Below are 20531 nucleotides of genomic sequence, written 5' to 3' on the forward strand. Positions count from 1 at the left end.
CCTTTATATGTTACTTAGAATTTAGAGCAAAAATAGGCGGTTGGATGAAAGTATCCTTACTTTCACCCAACCGAACTCCTGATTTTGAGGTTCGCCCCTATGCGAAAACCTTATTCTCCATATAAACCCTGGCGATAGGCTGATAGGAATCCCATACAATAATCATCCTGTCCCAGCAACGCCTTACCGGCATGAACAACCCCCATCATCGATTTATCTGTCGGATTTAAAATATAACCATCCATTCCTACCGCCATGGTCTGCGCTACAAACAGTCGGTTTAACACTTTCCGTTCAGGCAGGCCGTAGGAAATATTGCTAAGTCCGCACATAAACTGGGTTTTAGGGTACTGCTCCTTAATCAGTCTAATGGTTTCCAGAACCTCTATACCGGCTGTCCCCACACTGCTTACCGGCTTTACCAACGGATCAAAGTAGATATCGTCATCTTCGACTCCGGCTGCAGTTAATTTCTTGTACAAACTATCCGTGACCCGCATACGATCAGCAGCGGTTTCTGGCATACCCCTGTCATCCATACAAAGCGCCACTACTTTGGCTCGGTACTCTAGCACCAGCGGCAATACCGCATCAAAACGCGGCCCTTCATCTGTAATAGAGTTAATCATTGGCTTCCCGAATTTGGCCAATCTCAGCCCAGCCTCAAGAGCCAGGGGATTGGGACTATCAATACATAATGGCGCCTTTACCACTTCTTGAATGGTATTCACAAGCCATTCCATATTTTCAACTTCATTAAAAACTTTATTGCCACAGTTCACATCGATATAATCGGCCCCAGCATTCAATTGCTCCAAAGCAACCTTTTGGATATATTGGGCATCTTTATTGTCAACCGCTTCACTAATCGCCTTGCGGCTAGTATTGATTAATTCACCTACAATAAGCATAGTAAGTCCCCTCCGGTTTTTACAATTTAGAAACGATTGCGGTTGCCATTTCTTTACAAGCTACTGCATCTACGCAATAGCCATCGGCACCAATCTTCTCAGCAAATTCCGGATAAAGGGGCGCTCCTCCGACTAATATCTTGACTTGCTCTCTAAGGCCAGCTTTCTTAATGGCATTGATGGTATCCTGCATTACCATCATAGTAGTAGTCAGCAGAGCGCACATGCCAACAATAGCTGGTTTATGCTCTTTAATTGCCTCAACAAATGCTTCAGCTGATACATCAACGCCCAAATCAACCACATTAAAACCGCCACTTTCGAGCAACATGACTACTAAATTTTTGCCAATATCGTGTAGATCGCCTTTTACCGTTCCCATGACAAAAGTAGCCATATTGGCTGATTCAGCATCTGACAAGAACGGTTTAACTAACTTCATGCCCTCGGCCAATGATCTAGCCGACATCATTACCTCTGGAATAAACATCTCGCCGGCTTTAAACTTAGGAGCAACAATCGCCATACCAGCTAACAAACCATCATTGACAATCGCAAGCGGCGCTGTCCCTGCATCAATCAGTTGCTGAGTAATCACCTTCACACCGGCAAAATCTCCGCGAAATACCGCTTCTGCTAGTTTATTAAGTTCACTCATATTATTCAAACTCCTTCTTGTTGCTTAATTGTTTAGAATCTTTTGCATGTATTGCCGTATATCTTTATCAGCTTCCGGAGCAAGCAAAGACTCTGGTGCATTTTGTAGAATTTGCTTAAACTTCTTATTGGCTCGCGTCACGACGTCTTGCTCACCTGCCGATTTCCAATCAACATATGACTCCCAATCAGCGATTGTCGGAGTCCAAAGATCTCTAAAATGCTCAAAGGTGCTTGTATGAGTCAGATAAGTCCCCGTATGCCCTACTTCCTGAATAGCCTCCACCGCCAATGCTGTGTCAGAAGTATCAATTCCTTTGGCAATCCGCTTTACTCTGGCTACCAATTCTTCATCAATAACGAATTTTTCATAGGATGTTACCATAATCGCATCCAGTACACCCATACATTGGACAAAAATATTGGCACCACTCATCATACCCATCATCAAACTTTGCATTGTCTCATAGCCTGCTTGACAGTCCAATACTTTGGAATGATTGATACCGCACATAGTCCGCGTGGGTAAATGATAAAAATCCCGCCCCATCTGGATATTAGGAGTATTAATTAACATGGCTTCCGGCGATCCAGCTGCATAACTAGCCGCTTTCATGTAGCCTACTGTTGAGGCTGTAGCATAGACCACCGGCGTTCCTGGGTTAACAAGTTGGGCCAGTACCAATCCTGCCAATATCTCTACATTTTGCAACACTGCTGTACCTAAAAGGCTGATGGGTCCAGATACTCCAGCCATAATGCACGGTGCCAGTAAAATTACCTGATTTTGTTTAGCGTACTCAATAATGGTTTCTATTGTCTCTGGTGCGTAGGCAAGCGGACTCAATGAGTTGACTAATACTCCTACATAGTGTTTTTCCCGCAAGCAGCCTTTTGGACCGATCGCCATTTCAACCATCTCCAGCGTTTGCCGAACCTGTACCCCATCTACGCACATGCCAATAATCGGCTTATCCGTATTTTTAAGCATCTGATACATCATTTGAATATATTTTTGGCTTGCTGCAACATCACTGGGGTCTACCGGAATGCTGCCATTTAGATCAACAACCGGACTAGCCTGGCAAAGTTTCATGATATTGGCGTAATCCTCGATTGTTGCCAAACGGCGCCCGTTATCCATGTCTTCAATATATACCGGCCCAACATTAGGCTGAACCAAGATACCTTCTCCCACAGTAACTGAGCGTTGTTCATTTCTGCCTTGCCATGTAAAAGTGCGCGGGCATGTCTTTAATGCAGCATCTACTAATTCCGGCGTAATGTACACAGTTTTACCGTTAACGGTCGCACCATGCTTTTTAAAAACCTCAACTGCTTCGTCACTATGAAAAACAATCCCTGTCTCTCTCAGTATTTTGAGTGAGGCATCATGAATTCGCTGGAAATCCTCCTTCGAAACTACCTCCAGCCAACTTTTTAGCGCCAATATAAACACCTCCATTAATTCGTATATTGTTTTCCTATAGATCAACAGTTGCAATTCTTGTGCCAAATGCAAATAAGACCATACTTTGTTGTTGGGAATAAATATTTACAACGCGCTTGAATAAGTCAATTATCGACTTTGCCTTAATTAAGTCAAAAACCAAGTCTTTTAGACTTGGTTTTAAAGTCATATTAAATCTGATTCCTCTTCAGAATAGTATTTTCGGATGAGACGGCTTGCCTTGCTTTGACTAATATTTAACTCGCTAGCCACCCGGTAGGAACTTCGAAACCGTTTGTATAGCTGAATGACCAATTCTTTTTCCGTCTCTTTGAGCGAAACGCCTCTAAACAAGTCTGTACTTTCTAAATTAGATACATTACTTATGTTAGCAGGTTGCTTTTGCAGAATGTATTTAGGAAGATGCTCTGGCCGAATTGTTGTTTCAGCCACAGTAACCGCCAGGCGCTCAACCAAATGTTCAACTTCACGCACATTGCCAGGCCAACGATATTGAGTTAATAGCTCAAAACACGAATCATCAAACCGGTGAAACACCTTATACTTAGCATCAATTTTATCCAAAAAATAACAAATCAAGGGAGTAACATCATCTGGGCGGTCTCTTAATGGCGGTAGATTAAGTTCAATTACATTTAGCCGATAATAGAGGTCTTCACGGAATTGGCCATCTTTAACTAGTTGCGCAAGATCGCGATTGGTAGCCGCGATAATCCGGATATCCACCTTTTTGTGTTCCCGCCCGCCCACCGGTATGAACTTATTATCCTGAATTACCTCTAGCAATTTGGCTTGTAGTCTCAAAGGAACCTCACCAATCTCATCCAAAAATAATGTTCCCTTATCGGCTAATTCAATTAAACCAACCTTGCCTGACTTCTCCGCACCTGTAAAGGCACCGCGACAATAGCCAAACAACTCTGACTCAAGTAGTTGTTCAGGAATTGCAGCACAATTGATGTTTATAAATGATTTTTCTTTACGTCTACTTCTGTTATGAATATATTTAGCCATAACATTTTTTCCTGTCCCTGATTCGCCAAGAATTAGCACTGTCGAATCGACTGCGGCAATCCTTTGAGCCATTGCCAAACAGGCCTTCATTTGACTGCTTTGAACAATATAACCTTCGAAACATGCTTCACTTGGCCTTAGTTCCTTAACCTCTTGGTTATGCTTTGCTACTAGCTGTTTGGTTTCTTCCAAATTATATTTCAGTTCCTCCAGTTGGGTTATATCACGGCTGTTGAAGACGATAAACTCAATTTCGCCAGCAGAATTAAGCACTGGCGTAGTTGTGACAACAAGCTTTTTCCCCAGTACCGTTTGTTGCTCAACAGTAACCCTTTGTTTCTCTTTAAAAACCATCGGTGCAATAATCGGCGAATAATATCCCTCATTAACTAAATGATAAATCGTTTTGCCAATCATTTCTGCCGCTGTAAGACCATAGTTTCGCGCACCGGCCTCATTAACATAGATGATAATCCCTTTGGTGTTTACCACACTAATTTCATCAAACGAATTGTCCAATATTTTTTTCAAGTCTTCCAGACTTAGATTATTTTCATCAATGGAAGCGTAGTTTAAGATACTTTCAATTCCAGCCAAAGCTATATCTCTCCTTCGCTAGCTCAAAATAAATATTGTACTAAATCTCGACAGCTATAATGTTAATAATTACTATTGTTCGACAAAATTCATTAAATTCCTATATATTTTGAATAATGTCAATTCTTTTAATCATTTACATTGACCGATTGATTTGGTATAGAAATTGCATTATATATTGCTTGAATCCTTATTAAGGAGGAATAAGGAAACATACACTGGTTGTACAAGTGCTGACAGGCCTGACCCGTAAATTTCTTTAAGGGGGAGATTAAAATTAGCGCCACTAACCAAAATAATAAAAAAATTGAACCATGGGTCTTTTTTCCACCACTTATCTTTGCTGCAGTCTTTTGCCTCTGGGTTTTTAAAGATGCAAAAAGTGCCGCCGCGGGCCTCAAAAACGCCTATACTTTTGTAACAGTTAATATGGCTTGGGCATTTGAATGGTATATAATGGTCATGTTTGTCTTTTGTCTCTACTTTATTTTTGGCCCTTATGCCCATAAAAGGTTAGGGGATGAAAAGCCTGAATTTAGCACAATTTCTTGGCTAGGAATGATTTTTACTGCGGTTGCCGGTTTAGGAGTGTTAACCTGGACATCCATTGAGTTTTTCTATTACCTACAAACACCTCCGTTTGGAATTAAGCCCTTTTCACCCGAGTCACATCCATGGGCTTTGGCTTACCCGATGTTCCACTGGGGCTTTACGGTATGGGCTATGAACACTGTGTTTGGACTGGCTTTCGCCTACTTATTCTTTGTTAAGAAAAGAGACGTGGTTAGACCCAGTAGCGCCTGTGAATGTCTTTTCGGTAAAAATTTAACAGATGGCTGGCTTGGCAGATTGATTGATGCCCTGTTTGTTATTGGGTTTGTTGGCGGAGTCACGACCTGTATTGGTGTTAACGTTCCTACTGTATTTGCTTTAGTATCCAAGGTATTCGGTTCAGTCCACACGTTGGAGTTGGACGCAGCTATTATCTTATCCTGGTCAATTTTTATGGCTATGCTACTGTATACCGGCCTTAATAAGGGTGTTCGCCTACTTAGCGATTTCCGGATATACTTCGGCTTCGGTCTACTGGCTGTTATTCTTCTTTTTGGGCCCACCTCCTACATTTTGAATACCGCTACAGATACTTTGGGTCATTTACTGCAAAACTTTGTACGGATGAGTTTATATACTGATCCAAACTTTAAATCAGGTGTACCGCAAGACTGGACTATCTTCTACTGGGCTTGGTATGTCGCTCTTGTCCTGCAGGCCGGCATCTTCTTAGGCCGAATTTCCAGAGGAAGAACAGTCCGCGAATACGCGATCGGCTCGCTTCTTGCGTCTACCGCCGGCAGTTGGTTATTCTTTGCCGTTTTCCAGAACTTCTCCATGTACGTTTATGAACAAGGCACTGTTCCGATTGCTGATATTATGACTAAAAGCGGTCAAGGTGCCGCAATTGTCGAGATTTGGTCTCAGCTCCCTTTAGGCGGGATTATGACTTTTATTTTACTCATCTATGCCTATATTGCTATGCAGACCCTTCTCAATGGCGCTACCTACACGTTAGCTATGGTTACTACTAAGGAGCTATCAGGTGAAGAAGAGCCGCCGCAATGGATCCGGATATTCTGGTCACTCGTATTAGGAGCAATTGCCATTGCCCTGGTTTATATCGGCGGTATAAGACCATCCCAAACAATGACCATTGTTGGTTCCATTCCGATATTCCTTATATCTGTGTGTGTTTTGATTTCCTTTATGAAAGATATGCGCAAGCATTGGGGAACGACTGGTGAGGAAAAGCTATCATCACAAACTACCCAGTACTCTACTCCGGATAATAAAATTCAGGCATAGTTACTAGCATATCAACCGCTTATCACTAATAGGGACTGCCTCAACAATTGAGGCAGTCCCTATTTTTCATAAACCTATTCATATAATGTGCACGCTACTCCTAATAAACCTTACTGATTTCCATCCCCTTCTTTTTGAAGGCTGTTTCTATTTCCTGAACATGACTATGTCCATTTGTCTCCACAGTGACCTCCAGTTGGGCCTGCTTGAACCGATCCATGACCTTGGAGTGATTATGGTCTAGCTTAATGACATTGGCATGCACGTCTGCCAGAATTTGAGCAACACGCAGTAGTTCGCCGGGCTTATCTGGCAGAGTTACAGTAAAGCAGAACAACCTGCCTCTGGCGACCAGCGCTCTGTTTATGATCGCCGAAATGGTGGATATATCAATATTGCCGCCACTAAGCAGACATACTATGTTCTTGTCTTTTGCCTGCAGTTTTTTGAGCCCAGCCAGTGACAGCACCCCTGCACCCTCAGCGACCATCTTATGTTTTTCCATCAAGAGTAATATTGCATCAATGATATCAAAATCTGAAACTGTGACTATATCGTCCACAAACTGTTTGATGAATTCAAAAGTTAAGGTACCTGGTTTTTTGACAGCAGCGCCATCTGCCATGGTATCTACCTTTTCCAGTGTGCTGATCCGGTTCTTTTCCAGCGACTGTTTCATGCAGGATGCGCCCTCAGGCTCCACCCCAATTATTTTTATGCTTGGTTTTAACATCTTTGCAGCAAACGCCAATCCGCTGATTAGACCGCCGCCGCCAACGGGGACCAATATTTCATCAACATCATTAAACTCCTTAAGAATTTCCAAAGCCAGTGTGCCCTGACCAACGATTACATCCAGATCATCAAAGGGATGGATGAACACATAATCGTTTTCTTCTTCCAGTTCTCTTGCCTTCTTATAGGCGTCATCGTAGTTATCGCCGTGCAAAACAACATGAGCGCCATAGTTTCTGGTGGCTTCGACCTTTATGATCGGCGTAGTGGCCGGCATGACCAGGGTGGACTTGGCACCAAGCAGCTTAGACGCATAGCCGATTCCCTGAGCATGATTACCGGCTGAAGAGGCAACAACCCCTCTTCCCTTCTCTATATCACTGAGCTTGCTAATCTTATAATAGGCCCCGCGGATTTTAAACGCACCTGTTACTTGCAGGTTTTCCGGCTTGATAAACACTTGATTTCCCGACTCATTACTAAAAATAGGGCTTGCAATCAACTCTGTCTTCTGTAAAACAGGGCGCAGTTGCTGTTCAGCAAAATAAACATCATCAATCGATATCGAAGAATTCGGAAGCTTGTAGACACCTTTTTTCGATTCTGACATACGTTCCTCCTAATAGATAAAAATAAAAACTCGTCCTTGATTTTTAATCAAGGACGAGCTAAATACCCGCGTTACCACCTTATTTGCATAATAATGCCACTCTTCGGTTCAATCAAACCTAAGCCGAGTAACGTGGCTAACCCGGCATTTCTTACTTCAATTTCAGAAATGCAGTTCTGGAGTGATTTTCTTCCAGGTGCCTGTTATCGACTTTCACCATGTGTCGACTCTCTGCAAACATACATCCAGACTACTATCTCCATCATTACTATTATTCTTTATATTTTGTATACATTGTACCACTGTTTATATCCAGATGTCAATTGTTTATAAATTAATGCGTCACGTGTTCATTTATTGCAAAAACTAGCTAAAATCGCATATTGATTGTTCAGTTTGTAGCTATGTTTACACATTCCGGCCTCTCCAAACAGGAAAACTACACCTAGATCTTATTACCTTCCTCGACCAAATTTTGATTACGAGCAGCCGGTTGTTTACGCGCTGCCCAGATACCGCCACTGATAATAAGTAAGCCCCCGATGATGTGGGGGGTTCCGATTGGTTCATCTAAGAATAAAGAACCGAGTAATGCCCCGTACAGGGGCAGTGTATTATAAAAAACCATCGCGCCGCTCGGGCCAAGCCGGGCAACACCTGCATTCCAGGCGTAAAACCCGATCGCAGCAGGAACAATGCCTAAATAAATAGTGATTAGAATCAATCTGGCATCAAGAATGACTGGAATCTGTTGCAATTCCCCTACAGCAAAAAGGCATAAAACCGGAAGACCGATAAACGTCGAAAAGGCCGTAGCAGATATCGAGGAACGATACCGCATAACCCTGCTGCTTATAACAGAATACAGGCCCCAGATGGCGACCGCAATCAGGATGATGAGGTCTCCCCTATTAAACTGAGCGGTTTTCCAAAAGGATAAGGCCCCACCTGAAATCAAATATAATACGCCAATCAACGCAAGTATGGCACCGCAGATTTGCCGTTTGGACATAGGCTCTTTGATAAACCAAGTCGCAAATAGGCCGGTCAACAGCGGTGCTAAGCCATTAATAATGGTACTATTGACTGCTGTCGTGTAGTGGAGTCCCCAATACAGGATCGGCGAAAAAAGAACGATGCCTGTTAAGGCCATCGCTGCCAGCAGCCAACAGTCCTTGCCAATCTGCCGTTCTGCCGGCGGTTGCCGCCGGAGTATTATGGCAAAAATGAGCGACGCGATAAAAAATCTGGCACTGGAAATCGTAATCGGCCCAATAAAATCTTTCAACAAACGCCCAAATACCATATTAGAAGCCCAAACTAATGTGGCCAAATTTACATATCCAATTCCGATAATTTGTTTTAGTTTCTCTGGATTCATACGCCTACCTACCTTTACTATTCAGTGCGCTGACTTACTAGACTGCATGTACTATTTACCATAATTGTGGAAAATTCCTTCAAAGATTACAAAATTAAAACAGGACCGGCCTCACGGCTGTCCTGTTTATCTACCCCATATACCGTTAGTTGTCTAACTATAACACCCGTTCTCCTAACAAAGACCCCATAAGGGCCACTGCCACTTTAGCCGTCTGGTTGCGATGATCCAGCACTGTATTGACCTCGACAAACTCGGCGCTTGTCACAATATTAGCCGCAGAAATCAACTCCATGGCTAAATGGCTTTCACGATACGTTAGCCCGCCAAACACCGGGGTGCCTACCCCTGGCGCGTAGAGTGGATCCATGACATCCATATCAAAACTCACGTGAACGCCATCTGTGCCAGCCGACACAATCCTGATGGCTTCGTCCATCACCTTACCCAGACCCATAATATCTATCTCATGCATCGTGAACACGGTAACACCTAATTGTTTCAAGAGCACCTTTTCCCCAGGATCCAAGTCGCGTACGCCAATCATAACAAAATTTCGAGGGTCCAGTTTTACATCCTGGCCCCCGACCCCTGTCAGCCGTTCATGCCCAAGCCCAAAGCTCACTGCCACCGGCATACCGTGAATATTGCCTGTCGGCGAGGTTTCAGCAGTATTAATGTCGCCATGAGCATCAAACCAGAGCACGCCCAGCTTTTTTTTATGCTGCAGCACGCCGGACATTGTCCCGATAGCGATACTGTGATCGCCTCCGAGCACTAACGGGAACCGGCCTTTTTGCATTTCTTCAGCTACGGTATGACACAGCTCAGTATTAACTCTTTCAATCTCATCCAGATACTTCAGTTTGGTTCCGTCCACATAGCAGGAGTCAGGCCTGTTAGGCAAAATATCGCCCCTGTCATCAATGTCATAACCGAGCTCCTGGAGTTTTTCCCGCACCTTGGCATAGCGGATAGCACTCGGTCCCATATCGACGCCCCTGCGATCGGCCCCAAGATCTAGTGGTACGCCGATAATTGAAACGCGGTTATTAATAGTTGGATTCATATAGGGGGTATCCCCTTTCCTACTGATAATTTATTTGCTTAAAATAGTACTAAACCACATAATCCGGAGGCAATGATAAGAAAAATCGGGGGTATTTTTGTCTTAATCAGCAATATTACCGACAATACCATAATCATTATGCTCTTTATCTCAAAATTCCATGACGAAATTGCAATATTTATTCCATGTGCAATTCCATGAGCCGAAAAAATTATACCATTCTCTATGGCCATCTTCAAGGCTGCAACAAGAATAATACCTGGAATAACAGCTCGGAGTCCATACAGGATTCCCTGAGCAGCAGGATGTGAATTGCATTTTAAAAAATAGACTGCTGCAAGAACAACTACCAAGATACAGGGTATCAAAATACCCAAAAAGGCTGCTGCCGCCCCCGCAAAACCATTTATCTGATAACCAAGCCCAACCGCTGCGTTAACAGCTACAGGGCCTGGCGACATAGCGGCAATTGCTATCGTATCTGTCATGCCTTGCGCCGATACCCAGCGATTCCGCTCGATCGCTTCCATCATAATCGGTATCATAACATACCCGCCACCAAAACACAGTAAGGAGAGTTTTAAAAAAAGCTGAAATAATTGAAAAGTCATGTCATGAATTCTCCTTGCGCGTGGCAGACTTGCACTTCATAGCCACTTGTGACACATAACCAATGATACCACCTGCCAAGATGACCGGTATTGTTGCGTCAGACACCATAACACTAACAAGGCTCGCCGCTACACACAAGACTTTCGCACCCCTGCTCTGAAGTGAGGTTTTACCTGTCCTAAAAGCTGCACATAGGATAAGACCTACTACCGTTGGCCGTATGCCGGAAAAAGCAGCTTCAAACAGCGGGTTACTTTTCACTATCAATAGCATCATCGACAGAGCTAATACAATCAGGGCCGAGGGCAGTAGGTTGCCACATACCGATACAATAGCCCCTGGAATACCCCTCAGCTTGTACCCTATGAAGGCAGCAACGTTAAGCCCAATGGCACCGGGAAGACAACCGGTTACGGTAAAGATATCAGCGATGTGCTCTGAACCAATCCACTTCTTTTGGTCTACTACCTCGCGTTCGATAACAGGCATCATTGCATAGCCTCCACCAAACGAAAAAGCACCAATCTTAGAAAACGTAATAAACAAATCAGTGAGCCGGCACTTGTTATCCACCATCTGTCCCCCCAATGTAGAAACAACATCACTTCTCTGCTTCAAGTATATTACGTATGTCAGTTATCTTTACCTAATTATACCAAAAAACGGCCTGAACCGCCCTATCGATCGCAAGGGGTTCAGGCCGTTTCTTTATAATCGAGGCTCTTTTGCCTTACCGGTAGAATAATAAGAAATTCGCAACTATAATCACGATCAAGGCCCCAGCCATGGGAATCGCTGTCCGTTTAACCACGTCAAACGGCGATACACCACCCATGCTTGAGGAAACTACGATAACGGCAGTGATCGGTGAGATCGCACGGGCAGCACTTGCAGCAAAATGCATAGGCAGCAGCATAACTACCGGCGCAACCGACATTTTAGCGGCAACAGTCGGGGTTAACGCGGCAAAGGCAAAAAACGGCGCATTGCCCGAACCCATAACAACAGATGCAACCGCGATGATGCCTACCATAACAAGAATCATGCCTGCTGCACCAAACCCGGAAGACTGGGCCGAGGCGATGATGGCGTCAATAGTCCCGATTGTCATAAGACCTTTGGCAAAGGTTTCACCGGCGACAATCAGCGTAATAACATTGGCCATCTGCAAACCTAAGCCATCGAAGAAAGATTGTATGTCGGCAAGAACTTTTTTACCATCCCGGTAACGGATATATTCAAAGATCATACCAATCGCTACACCAATGAACATGGCCTTAATGATATCCATCTTAATCCATGAAATCCACAGGCTGCTAAAAATCAAAATTAATGCTAAGGGCAGGGCCGGCAGTATTGCGTAAATCATTGGCGGCGTATTTTCGTCTGCCTCTGCTGCCGCTAATTCCGAGGCCTGAACTACATGCCCGTCACGTTTATCAAACCATTTTTGCGTGAAGTAGTGGAGCACCGCTACTACCGGTATAACAGCAGCAGCAATGGGAATCTGGTAGTTGGTCCAATATAAAACCGGATCAATCCCGGCAGTAGTAGCCGACAGGATGGTACCTGTGTCACTAGGGCTCCAGTCAAGACAAAGGGTAGTGGCAATGACTGCAGTAGCTGACAGACGGCTGACACCCAAGCTGATAAGTACCGGGAACACAGTGACCATGAGCAGCATAGCCAGACCGGACGCACTGTTGATGCATAGGCCCAAAAGCATTCCTAACACCCAGGCACCTGCCATAACCAGATAAGGGGAGCGCAGAGCTAACAGCGGTGTTATTGTCAGCTTAACCAAAGCTTTACTGGCGCCGATATGATCCATGTAGCGGGCAAACCCGCCCACAGCCATGATATTTAGACCAAGTCCGGCAGCCCGGGAACTCATCGTCTGTTTAATAAATTCGAATGCGTCAAAAAGCACTGACCCTGTGCTGTCTTTCACTGGCAGAATCTTACCAAGTCCGAGGGCTACAGCTGCGAACATGAGCATTAAACCGGCCATAAACAAAACAGGCTGAGGTTTATACTTTTTGACAATCAGATAACCCACCCAAAAAGTTACTAATAAAGAAATAATAATACCCACTTTTTTACCTCCATTTTTTAGCGATTCTATAATATTGCCTACATATATATATCCTTTACCAGCACCCCCTTATTCCTATGCCTTACTTAATCTCTTGCCAGCCTTGTACGTCGGTAATGCCCAGACCTGGCGCATCAGGAATAATAAGCTGGTTTTTAGAGAAACTTACGCCGCCAACTACCGGGTCCTCAGCCAACAGAACAGCCGCATCCAAATCTGATTTGGTAACAATCCTCTTGCCGGCTGCCAGGCTCGCCGCTGCCGTAATTCCTACCTTGCTTTCCAGCATACAACCCATCATACAATTAATGCCCATGGTCTCGGCAAAATGGGCAATTTTGATGGCATTATGCAGGCCGCCGGCTTTCATTAATTTGATATTAATTAAATCACAAGCTTGCATGGCCAGCAGTTGAAATACCTCATAAGCACCAAAAGCCGATTCGTCTGCCATAATATCTGTTTCCACATGATCTGTAACATATTTGAGCCCTATGAAATCATGAGCCTTTACCGGCTGCTCAATCAATTCAATATCCAGTCCCATATCCTCGAATTTGCGGATAGTCCGGACAGCTTCCTTCGGGCTCCAACCCTGATTGGCATCAAGTCGAATCTGCACATCATATCCGACTGCAGCGCGGATGGCCTGCACCCGCTTAATGTCAAGCGCCGCATCTGTGCCTACTTTAAGCTTCAGTGCTGTATAACCTGCCGCCACTGCCTCCAGCGAGTCCCGTACCATCTCTTCCGGGTCGTTAACACTAATCGTCAAATCAGTTGTAATCACTTCACGATAACCGCCCAGTAATTTGTACAGCGGGATACCGTGCAGTTTGCCGAACAGATCATATACCGCAATATCCAGCGCCGCCTTAGCTGAGCTGTTGTGCAGCATAGAGGAATCAATTGTTGTCATGATTCCTTCCAGGTTGTCTACGTCCATACCGATTAATTTGGGTCCAATTGTGTCACGGATGGCTGCGATGATAGAATCCTGGCTCTCCCCTGTGATGACCGCTGTAGGCGGAGCATTACCAAAGCCGATCTCTCCCGTATCTGCGACCATCTTAATGATAATATCCTCAGCTGAATTCACCTGCCGTAGGGCTGTCTTAAAAGGTTTCTTTAACGGAATGCTTACTTTACCAATTCTGATTGCGGCAATTCTCATTTGTAAGACCTCTCCCTTGTGCTTTATATTCTATAGTCCAACCGCATAAAGTGAGACTTAGCTTCAGGTGGGGTTTTAACCCCATCTGAAGTTTAGTCGACCTTATCCAGGGACTTAGCCGCTCGCCTGTGCCCTTTGGGTATAACTCCCACTTGTAGAAGATGGGAGTCTTAGAGCGGCTTGGTCATCGGATAAAAATGCCTACACGGTAAAAAAATCCAGCATAATAAACCTCCTATACAGAAGGCTATCATGCTGGATTTTATTTACGTCTACGTCAGCGTATCTTTTTAGCAAACGTACGGTAAACAAAGCAGCTTTTATAGGTGTTTTTAGTCGTTCAAATCAAGCGGCAAACCGCTCACAATGCGAAAATACTTCTTTTGAGCATCCTTATAAGCTACTAAAATAGCTTTTTGGGATGAACCAAAATACCGAGACTCAACCTGCTGCTTAACGACCTCAAACTCTTCCCGCATACTTCTGCCGGCAAACAAACTGCAGATAAATTCAGCCGTAGTAGGAACTGTCGCCGAGCTGCCGCAAGTCACGATCTTACCTGATTCCCGTTCCACAACAAAACCAATAAAAAACTGTCCATAACGGTGAGTAATCGGATTATTCTGCTGTGACTTGGCATTACCGACTATATAGATGGTATTCTCTGCAAACATGTCGCTCTCCATCTAGTCTTTAATGGATCTTATGAATACAATATTCGCGAAAAATGATTATTTTCCTTTCGCCACTTCTCACATTTTCAACATTTCAGTGCGTTTGGCTCTTTTGACTAATGTGGAAGAACCCTCGCCCCGCTCCGGCACTGCTTCAAGCGGGATATTAAGTTCACGGGCTATTACCTGCCTGACCCTTGAACCGCAAAATGCCCCCTGACAGCTGCCCATACCGGCCCTGGTCCGCCGGCTGACTGCCGCAATCGACTTCACCGGGATATCCCGCTGCAGGCAATCGATAATCTCTGCTTCAGTTACTTTTTCACACCGGCAAATAATATGACGCTCCGGCTCAGGTGCATTAATATCGCCATCAAATGCATCCCCTTTTGCCTTGATGATTGGCTGCCGATACGGGTGGAATGTTGGATTGGGCTCTAAGGATAACCCGGCGTTCCTGATAAGTTCGACTACCTTCAAGGCAATGGCAGGCGAAGACGTCAGCCCCGGCGAATCGATGCCAACCAAATTAATGAATTGCTTTACAACACTATCCTCTATAACCCAGTCTTTACGGTTTGATACCGGCCTATTGCCGGCAAAAGACTTCAGCGCTCGCCGCATGTTAAAGTCCGGAACTGATTTTCGGGCTGTCTGGACAATATACTCAAGCGTTTTTTCATCTGTGCCCAAATCTTCCTTATCCTCAATCTCTTCGGCATTAGGACCAATCATTAAGTTGCCATGATAGGTTGTTGTTACCAGAATCCCCTTGCCCAGCTTGGTAGGAACCTGGAAAACAACTGATCGAACCAGATAATTCTGGTCCTTATCCAGCAAGACATACTGGCCTCGCCGCGGGATAATATGGTAGTCATTGATGCCAACCATTCCGGCAACCCTGTCGCTATGGATGCCAGCCGCATTGATCACATAGCGGGCACATACCTCGTCACCATTGCTGACAGTCAGTTTAAAGCCATCGTCGTCCAGCTTTTGAATCTGGGTAACCTCAGTTGCAAGCTTAAGCACCACACCGTTGCTAACTGCATTCTCAGCCAAGGCTACAACAAATTCATAAGGGGAGGTTACCCCTGCATTCTCGCAATATAAAGCAGCTATTACCTCTTTGCTTAAATATGGTTCCATTTCCCGTGCCTGATCACCATCAATCAGCTTTAGCCCCTGAACGCCGTTTTCCCTGCCATATTCAGCCAGCTGGTTAAGGGTTACGATCTCTTCATCACGAAAAGCCAATACTAACGACCCGGTCTTTCTATACCCGAAGTTTAGCTCTTTATTCAACTGTTCATACATCTGATTCCCCTTGACACAAAGCTCCGCCTTCAAGGTGCCTGGTTCATCGGAATAGCCCCCGTGGACAATCCCACTATTGGCCTTGGAACAGCCGCAGCTTACATCTTCATTCCTTTCCAGCACACACACCCTCACGTTGTACCGTGACAGCTCTCTGGCAATATTCATCCCAACGACCCCAGCACCAATAATACAGATATCATACATATTAAGTCCCCCTTTCGCCCGCCCAAAGTAATTTGTTTTTTCTAATATTTATTATCTAAAAAATTCGAAAATCCTGCTGATTTTACCTTTGTACTAACATATTTCTACAAGGAAGGAAAACAGCCAGACTACAGGGAATATACATTTCGGAGTATTATCTCTGCATAGAAAGAGGGGTACCATGAAACTGATATCATGGAATGTAAATGGGCTTAGAGCCTGTCTGGGTAAGGGCTTTCAAGATTTCTTCACCAGTGCAGATGCCGATATCTTTTGTGTTCAGGAGACTAAAATGCAGCAAGACCAGTCAGAACTGGTTTTGGATGGATATGAGGAATACTGGAACAGCGCAATGAAAAAAGGCTACTCTGGTACTGCTATTTTCACACGAATAAAACCTCTGGCAGTTACCTATGGCATGAACATGGAAGAACATGATCAGGAAGGCCGTATCATCACACTGGAGTTTGATCAGTTTTTTCTAGTCAATGTTTATACGCCCAATTCGCAACGTGGGCTTATGCGCCTTGAATACCGCATCAAGTGGGAAAACGACTTCAGAAACTACCTCTTACAACTTGATAAAGCAAAGCCTGTCATTATGTGCGGTGATCTCAATGTGGCTCACGAAGAAATCGACATTAAAAATCCCAAAGCGAACCGTAAGAATGCCGGCTTTACTGATGAGGAAAGAAATAATATGACAGCTCTGCTTACGTCCGGTTTCACCGACACCTTCCGGTCGTTATACCCTGAAAAAACCGATGCCTATACCTGGTGGTCCTATATGATGAACGCGAGAGCCCGTAATATTGGTTGGCGTATTGACTACTTTGTCGTTTCAAACCGTCTAAAAGAATCTATTAAAGATGCTCTCATTTACCCTGACATTATGGGCAGCGATCATTGTCCTATTGGCCTGGAGTTATCCTGAATATCGTTATCTTAAGCAAGAAAGGGGCAGTGCTGAACTAGCGTTTCAGCACTGCCCCTTTTGCGCGGTCGGTAGTGGTACAGGTTTTCTAGTGGATTGCTTTCTTCTTAAACCTGCCACCCATTACCTCATGAACATCATTAATTGTAACAAATGCACTCTCATCGATCTCGTCGATTATGGACTTTAATTTTGCCATCTCAAGCCTTGTAATGACAGAATACAGGACATCTTTGCGTTCCTTCGTATACCCGCCCTCGCCATGTAAGACGGTAACTCCCCTGCCTAAACGAGCCATCAGTGCATCGGCTATGTCGTCCGGTCTATCCGATACAATCATGACAGCCTTAGACTCGTCCAAACCTTCAATGACAGTATCAATCACTTTGAAGGCGATAAAATAGGCAACCAGCGAATACATCGCTTTATCCCAAGTAAACACAAGCCCGGCACTTGTGAGTATGAACAGATTAAAGAACATAATGATTTCGCCAACTGAAAAACTTGTGCGCTTATCCAGCAAAATAGCGACAATCTCTGTCCCGTCAAGCGATCCGCCATAACGAATGATTAAACCGACGCCTACACCTACAATAATTCCCCCGAATACCGCTGCCAAAAATAAATCATTGGTTAAGCCTGGTATGGGATGAAAAACTGATACCCAATAGGACAAAGACACGATAGAAAAAAGCGTCGATATCGCAAATGTTTTACCGATTTGAACATATCCCAGGTATAAAAACGGTAAATTGAGCAACACCAAAAACAGACTAAGAGGTAATCCTGTCAAATGGCTTGCCATAATGGACAGTCCCACGATTCCTCCGTCTATAATATTATTAGGAACGAGAAAAATTTCCAAACCGACCGCCGCTATGATTGACCCGAAGAAAAGCATTGCATATTTTTTTACATTCTTTACAGTCTGATTTTTTTTCGGCATATACCAGTCCTCCCAATAACGTATTTTCCCTTAGTTAATAGGTATTTTCTTCATCTACGACGTCATTTCCTGCTATATCCTTACAACTATTACATAACCTACTGCTTGGGAGTACCATTTGGGCGCAGCAGGGGTTTTTCACCTTTAATCGATTGCACAAATTCGAATGCTTTTTTAACCTTTTCTGCTTCACCCTCAATGATTACTACGACTGAACCTTCCGAGCCCGCAATCCCCCCTGACCCAATATGGTAAGCCTGAACGCCGAAAAGGGTAGTTAACGCCTGGATTTCAGTTACTACCACTGCATTGATGATCGGCATCATCCCGATTGGGCTGCCGGTGCTGTATGTGTAGCTTCTATTACCGCTATGTTTTACAGCTTCGGCTACGCTAGGAATCATTTTTTCCATACCTACAGGCATTATTAGCCGGGCTCCACGGGCATATAAGGTACCTAAGGCAGAACCAATTGTTCCCCCGGCATGATGTGCCATAAAAACTGCCGCATTAAATTGACTATCGACAGCATTTGCCCCTTTTATAAAAACATCCTTGTCAGAAAACAGCTCAAGCGCCTGCTCGGCTCTGATATCTTTACGGACTCCCTTGTGTAACACAATAGGGAAAATATAATCAGGATTATCCGGGGTGTTCCACGTTTCTCCCAATGTTATGTGACCTGAAATAAAATTTTCTTTAATCAGGGGACTGCCAAGCAGTTCTTCCGCGACATAGCCGTTAGTACTCCCTGTTGCCACAACTATCCATCCATTGGTTAATGCTTCTTTAATCTCAGGGAGCTGGACAACCGCTTTGGCAATTAATCGCCTGGATTCATAAGGGGTTACTACAATAAATGCTCTTTCTGAATACATGTCAGCACCTCCACTAAGGTTATTATTACCCAATTATCAGCCACTAGACAAACAATGGTTGGGCGGTATACATTGCGAAACGTGACGCAAACCCACGCCTGTTCCAAGAAATGTTATTTACTTATGACAATGATAAGCTAAACCCGCCAACAAAATCAACCCATATAAAAGAGGTATTCAATTAAACAATATCCACGAATACAGTATTATGGGGTTTTGTGGTTTTACAAGTTCTTTCTTGACCCTCGCTAAAATAGTATATAGCTGCCTTGAATTATATGGTATCATTATAGTGGAATAACTCAGCGAAAGGGTTGGGATTATGAAAAATATTACAGTACTTGCTACTGGCGGAACTATTGCTGGGGTATCCCACTTTCCTACTGATACTGTCAGCTATCAGCCGGCGGTAGTGTCAATTGAAGAGATATTGAATGAAATTGGTTCAATACAAAGCATTGCTACTATCACCAGTGAACAAATCACACAAGTAGATAGTGCAGATATGAGCCACGATATCTGGCTTCAGCTGGCAAACCGCATAAACACCTTGTTAAACCAGCCAACTGTTGACGGGGTCGTTGTAACCCATGGAACAGATACACTTGAAGAAACTGCCTACTTTTTGAATTTAGTCATAAAAAGCGAAAAGCCGGTAGTGCTGGTAGGAGCTATGCGGCCGGCCACCGCAATTAGCCCTGACGGACCTATGAATCTATATAATGCTATCCTATTAGCAACAAGTTCTTCGGCAAAAGGTAAAGGAGTTCTTGTTGCGTTAAATGATACCATTAACAGCAGTCGTGATGTAACCAAAACGAACACCGCGCTCCAAGACACCTTCAAGGCCCCTGAGCTCGGATACCTGGGTTATATAGTTGATAGCCATCCCCACTTCTATCGTATGCCGACACGTAAGCATACCTATATGGCAGAGTTCGATATCACCGGCATTACAAAGCTGCCCCAGGTTGATATTATTTACGGGCATGTCAATGATAGTGGTACCTTGGCACATGCGGCTGTAGCGGCCGGTGCCAGAGGTCTTGTTTATGCCGGGCTTGGTAACGGAAATATGTCTCAGCAAATGAAGAATGTTCTCAGCGATATTCAGCGCAAAGGCATTGTCGTGGTGCGTGGTACCCGGGTTGGCAATGGTGTAGTTACCCGGAATGGAGCTCTAGATGATGACCAAAACAACTTCGTAGTAGCTGATACTCTTAGCCCTCAAAAAGCCAGAATCCTGCTCATGCTTTCATTAATGAAGACAAGCAATCCGGCTGAAATTCAAAACATGTTCTGGACATACTAGAAAATTGTCTTTGAGCTTCATCTGACATTTTGTAAATAACAGAGAATATAGTTATGTTACATAGCTTGACTGACAAT

17 protein-coding genes, 1 pseudogene and 1 other annotated feature are annotated in these 20531 nt (G+C 44.2%); of the genes and pseudogenes, 3 read left to right on the forward strand and 15 right to left on the reverse strand.

The features are described 5' to 3' along the window. Positions 1 to 110 precede the first annotated feature (110 nt). From VN447_RS21240 to VN447_RS21255, 4 genes and pseudogenes are all read right to left on the reverse strand, one after another. A pseudogene (locus VN447_RS21240) lies at positions 111 to 917 on the reverse strand (methyltetrahydrofolate cobalamin methyltransferase); the annotation flags it as partial. 13 nt (positions 918 to 930) lie between these two features. Beyond that, positions 931 to 1569 (reverse strand): corrinoid protein, encoded by a 639-nt coding sequence (locus tag VN447_RS21245; protein ID WP_325528091.1) that lies wholly within the window; start codon positions 1567 to 1569, stop codon positions 931 to 933. 24 nt (positions 1570 to 1593) lie between these two features. Then, positions 1594 to 3018, reverse strand: a complete 1425-nt coding sequence (locus VN447_RS21250) for a trimethylamine methyltransferase family protein (RefSeq protein ID WP_325528093.1) — start codon at positions 3016 to 3018, stop codon at positions 1594 to 1596. Positions 3019 to 3204: 186 nt separating this feature from the next. After that, complete coding sequence (locus VN447_RS21255) at positions 3205 to 4650, reverse strand: sigma-54 interaction domain-containing protein (protein ID WP_325528095.1); 1446 nt, start codon at positions 4648 to 4650, stop codon at positions 3205 to 3207. Between the two features lie 276 nt (positions 4651 to 4926). Here VN447_RS21255 and caiT point away from each other — a divergent pair, with 276 nt between their 5' ends. Beyond that, positions 4927 to 6510 (forward strand): L-carnitine/gamma-butyrobetaine antiporter, encoded by a 1584-nt coding sequence (gene caiT, locus VN447_RS21260; protein WP_325528169.1) that lies wholly within the window; start codon positions 4927 to 4929, stop codon positions 6508 to 6510. A 100-nt stretch (positions 6511 to 6610) separates the two neighbouring features. Here the strand turns inward: caiT and ilvA are convergent, their stop codons facing one another. The 9 genes from ilvA to VN447_RS21305 form a co-directional block, all read right to left on the reverse strand. Beyond that, entirely contained in the window at positions 6611 to 7855 is a 1245-nt protein-coding gene (gene ilvA / locus VN447_RS21265; RefSeq protein ID WP_325528097.1) for a threonine ammonia-lyase, read from the reverse strand. A 46-nt stretch (positions 7856 to 7901) separates the two neighbouring features. Continuing rightward, positions 7902 to 8130, reverse strand: a binding site (T-box leader). A gap of 170 nt (positions 8131 to 8300) precedes the next feature. Beyond that, a complete protein-coding gene (locus tag VN447_RS21270; protein ID WP_325528099.1) occupies positions 8301 to 9236 on the reverse strand; it encodes a DMT family transporter in 936 nt (311 codons plus the stop codon). 157 nt (positions 9237 to 9393) lie between these two features. After that, entirely contained in the window at positions 9394 to 10305 is a 912-nt protein-coding gene (rocF, locus tag VN447_RS21275) for an arginase (RefSeq protein WP_325528101.1), read from the reverse strand. A gap of 38 nt (positions 10306 to 10343) precedes the next feature. Continuing rightward, positions 10344 to 10916, reverse strand: coding sequence for a chromate transporter (locus VN447_RS21280; RefSeq protein ID WP_325528103.1), 573 nt, complete (start codon positions 10914 to 10916; stop codon positions 10344 to 10346). A 1-nt stretch (position 10917) separates the two neighbouring features. Then, positions 10918 to 11493, reverse strand: a complete 576-nt coding sequence (locus VN447_RS21285) for a chromate transporter (protein ID WP_325528105.1) — start codon at positions 11491 to 11493, stop codon at positions 10918 to 10920. A 154-nt stretch (positions 11494 to 11647) separates the two neighbouring features. Then, positions 11648 to 13012: a C4-dicarboxylate transporter DcuC gene (gene dcuC / locus VN447_RS21290; RefSeq protein WP_325528107.1), complete on the reverse strand. Its 1365-nt coding sequence runs from the start codon at positions 13010 to 13012 to the stop codon at positions 11648 to 11650. Between the two features lie 82 nt (positions 13013 to 13094). Then, positions 13095 to 14186: a dipeptide epimerase gene (locus VN447_RS21295; protein WP_325528109.1), complete on the reverse strand. Its 1092-nt coding sequence runs from the start codon at positions 14184 to 14186 to the stop codon at positions 13095 to 13097. A gap of 332 nt (positions 14187 to 14518) precedes the next feature. Then, a complete protein-coding gene (locus VN447_RS21300) occupies positions 14519 to 14860 on the reverse strand; it encodes a DUF3870 domain-containing protein (RefSeq protein ID WP_325528111.1) in 342 nt (113 codons plus the stop codon). A 78-nt stretch (positions 14861 to 14938) separates the two neighbouring features. Beyond that, positions 14939 to 16384 (reverse strand): NAD(P)/FAD-dependent oxidoreductase, encoded by a 1446-nt coding sequence (locus VN447_RS21305; protein ID WP_325528113.1) that lies wholly within the window; start codon positions 16382 to 16384, stop codon positions 14939 to 14941. Positions 16385 to 16565: 181 nt separating this feature from the next. On the opposite strand from VN447_RS21305, the gene VN447_RS21310 reads away from it, so the two are divergent. Continuing rightward, positions 16566 to 17318 carry an exodeoxyribonuclease III gene (locus VN447_RS21310; RefSeq protein ID WP_325528115.1) on the forward strand — a complete coding sequence of 251 codons (753 nt, stop codon included), beginning with the start codon at positions 16566 to 16568 and terminating at the stop codon, positions 17316 to 17318. An 88-nt stretch (positions 17319 to 17406) separates the two neighbouring features. On the opposite strand, the gene VN447_RS21315 is transcribed toward VN447_RS21310, so the two are convergent. Together VN447_RS21315 and VN447_RS21320 are read right to left on the reverse strand one after the other, a co-directional pair. Further along, positions 17407 to 18264: a YitT family protein gene (locus VN447_RS21315; RefSeq protein WP_325528117.1), complete on the reverse strand. Its 858-nt coding sequence runs from the start codon at positions 18262 to 18264 to the stop codon at positions 17407 to 17409. A gap of 98 nt (positions 18265 to 18362) precedes the next feature. Then, positions 18363 to 19142 carry a hypothetical protein gene (locus tag VN447_RS21320; RefSeq protein ID WP_325528119.1) on the reverse strand — a complete coding sequence of 260 codons (780 nt, stop codon included), beginning with the start codon at positions 19140 to 19142 and terminating at the stop codon, positions 18363 to 18365. Positions 19143 to 19464: 322 nt separating this feature from the next. On the opposite strand from VN447_RS21320, the gene VN447_RS21325 reads away from it, so the two are divergent. Further along, entirely contained in the window at positions 19465 to 20454 is a 990-nt protein-coding gene (locus tag VN447_RS21325; RefSeq protein WP_325528121.1) for an asparaginase, read from the forward strand. Positions 20455 to 20531: the final 77 nt, after the last annotated feature.

The sequence above is a fragment of the Sporomusa sp. genome (genome assembly GCF_035561155.1).
Lineage (GTDB): Bacteria > Bacillota > Negativicutes > Sporomusales > Sporomusaceae > Sporomusa.

Excerpts from the sequence above, each read along its gene's own strand:
- VN447_RS21295 (WP_325528109.1), bottom strand. The coding sequence starts at position 14,186 with ATGAGAATTGCCGCAATCAGAATTGGTAAAGTAAGCATTCCGTTAAAG.
- VN447_RS21305 (WP_325528113.1), bottom strand. The coding sequence starts at position 16,384 with ATGTATGATATCTGTATTATTGGTGCTGGGGTCGTTGGGATGAATATT.
- VN447_RS21325 (WP_325528121.1), top strand. The coding sequence starts at position 19,465 with ATGAAAAATATTACAGTACTTGCTACTGGCGGAACTATTGCTGGGGTA.
- VN447_RS21315 (WP_325528117.1), bottom strand. The coding sequence starts at position 18,264 with ATGCCGAAAAAAAATCAGACTGTAAAGAATGTAAAAAAATATGCAATG.
- VN447_RS21270 (WP_325528099.1), bottom strand. The coding sequence starts at position 9,236 with ATGAATCCAGAGAAACTAAAACAAATTATCGGAATTGGATATGTAAAT.
- VN447_RS21310 (WP_325528115.1), top strand. The coding sequence starts at position 16,566 with ATGAAACTGATATCATGGAATGTAAATGGGCTTAGAGCCTGTCTGGGT.
- rocF (WP_325528101.1), bottom strand. The coding sequence starts at position 10,305 with ATGAATCCAACTATTAATAACCGCGTTTCAATTATCGGCGTACCACTA.
- VN447_RS21320 (WP_325528119.1), bottom strand. The coding sequence starts at position 19,142 with ATGTATTCAGAAAGAGCATTTATTGTAGTAACCCCTTATGAATCCAGG.
- VN447_RS21300 (WP_325528111.1), bottom strand. The coding sequence starts at position 14,860 with ATGTTTGCAGAGAATACCATCTATATAGTCGGTAATGCCAAGTCACAG.
- VN447_RS21285 (WP_325528105.1), bottom strand. The coding sequence starts at position 11,493 with ATGGTGGATAACAAGTGCCGGCTCACTGATTTGTTTATTACGTTTTCT.
- VN447_RS21245 (WP_325528091.1), bottom strand. The coding sequence starts at position 1,569 with ATGAGTGAACTTAATAAACTAGCAGAAGCGGTATTTCGCGGAGATTTT.
- VN447_RS21280 (WP_325528103.1), bottom strand. The coding sequence starts at position 10,916 with ATGACTTTTCAATTATTTCAGCTTTTTTTAAAACTCTCCTTACTGTGT.
- ilvA (WP_325528097.1), bottom strand. The coding sequence starts at position 7,855 with ATGTCAGAATCGAAAAAAGGTGTCTACAAGCTTCCGAATTCTTCGATA.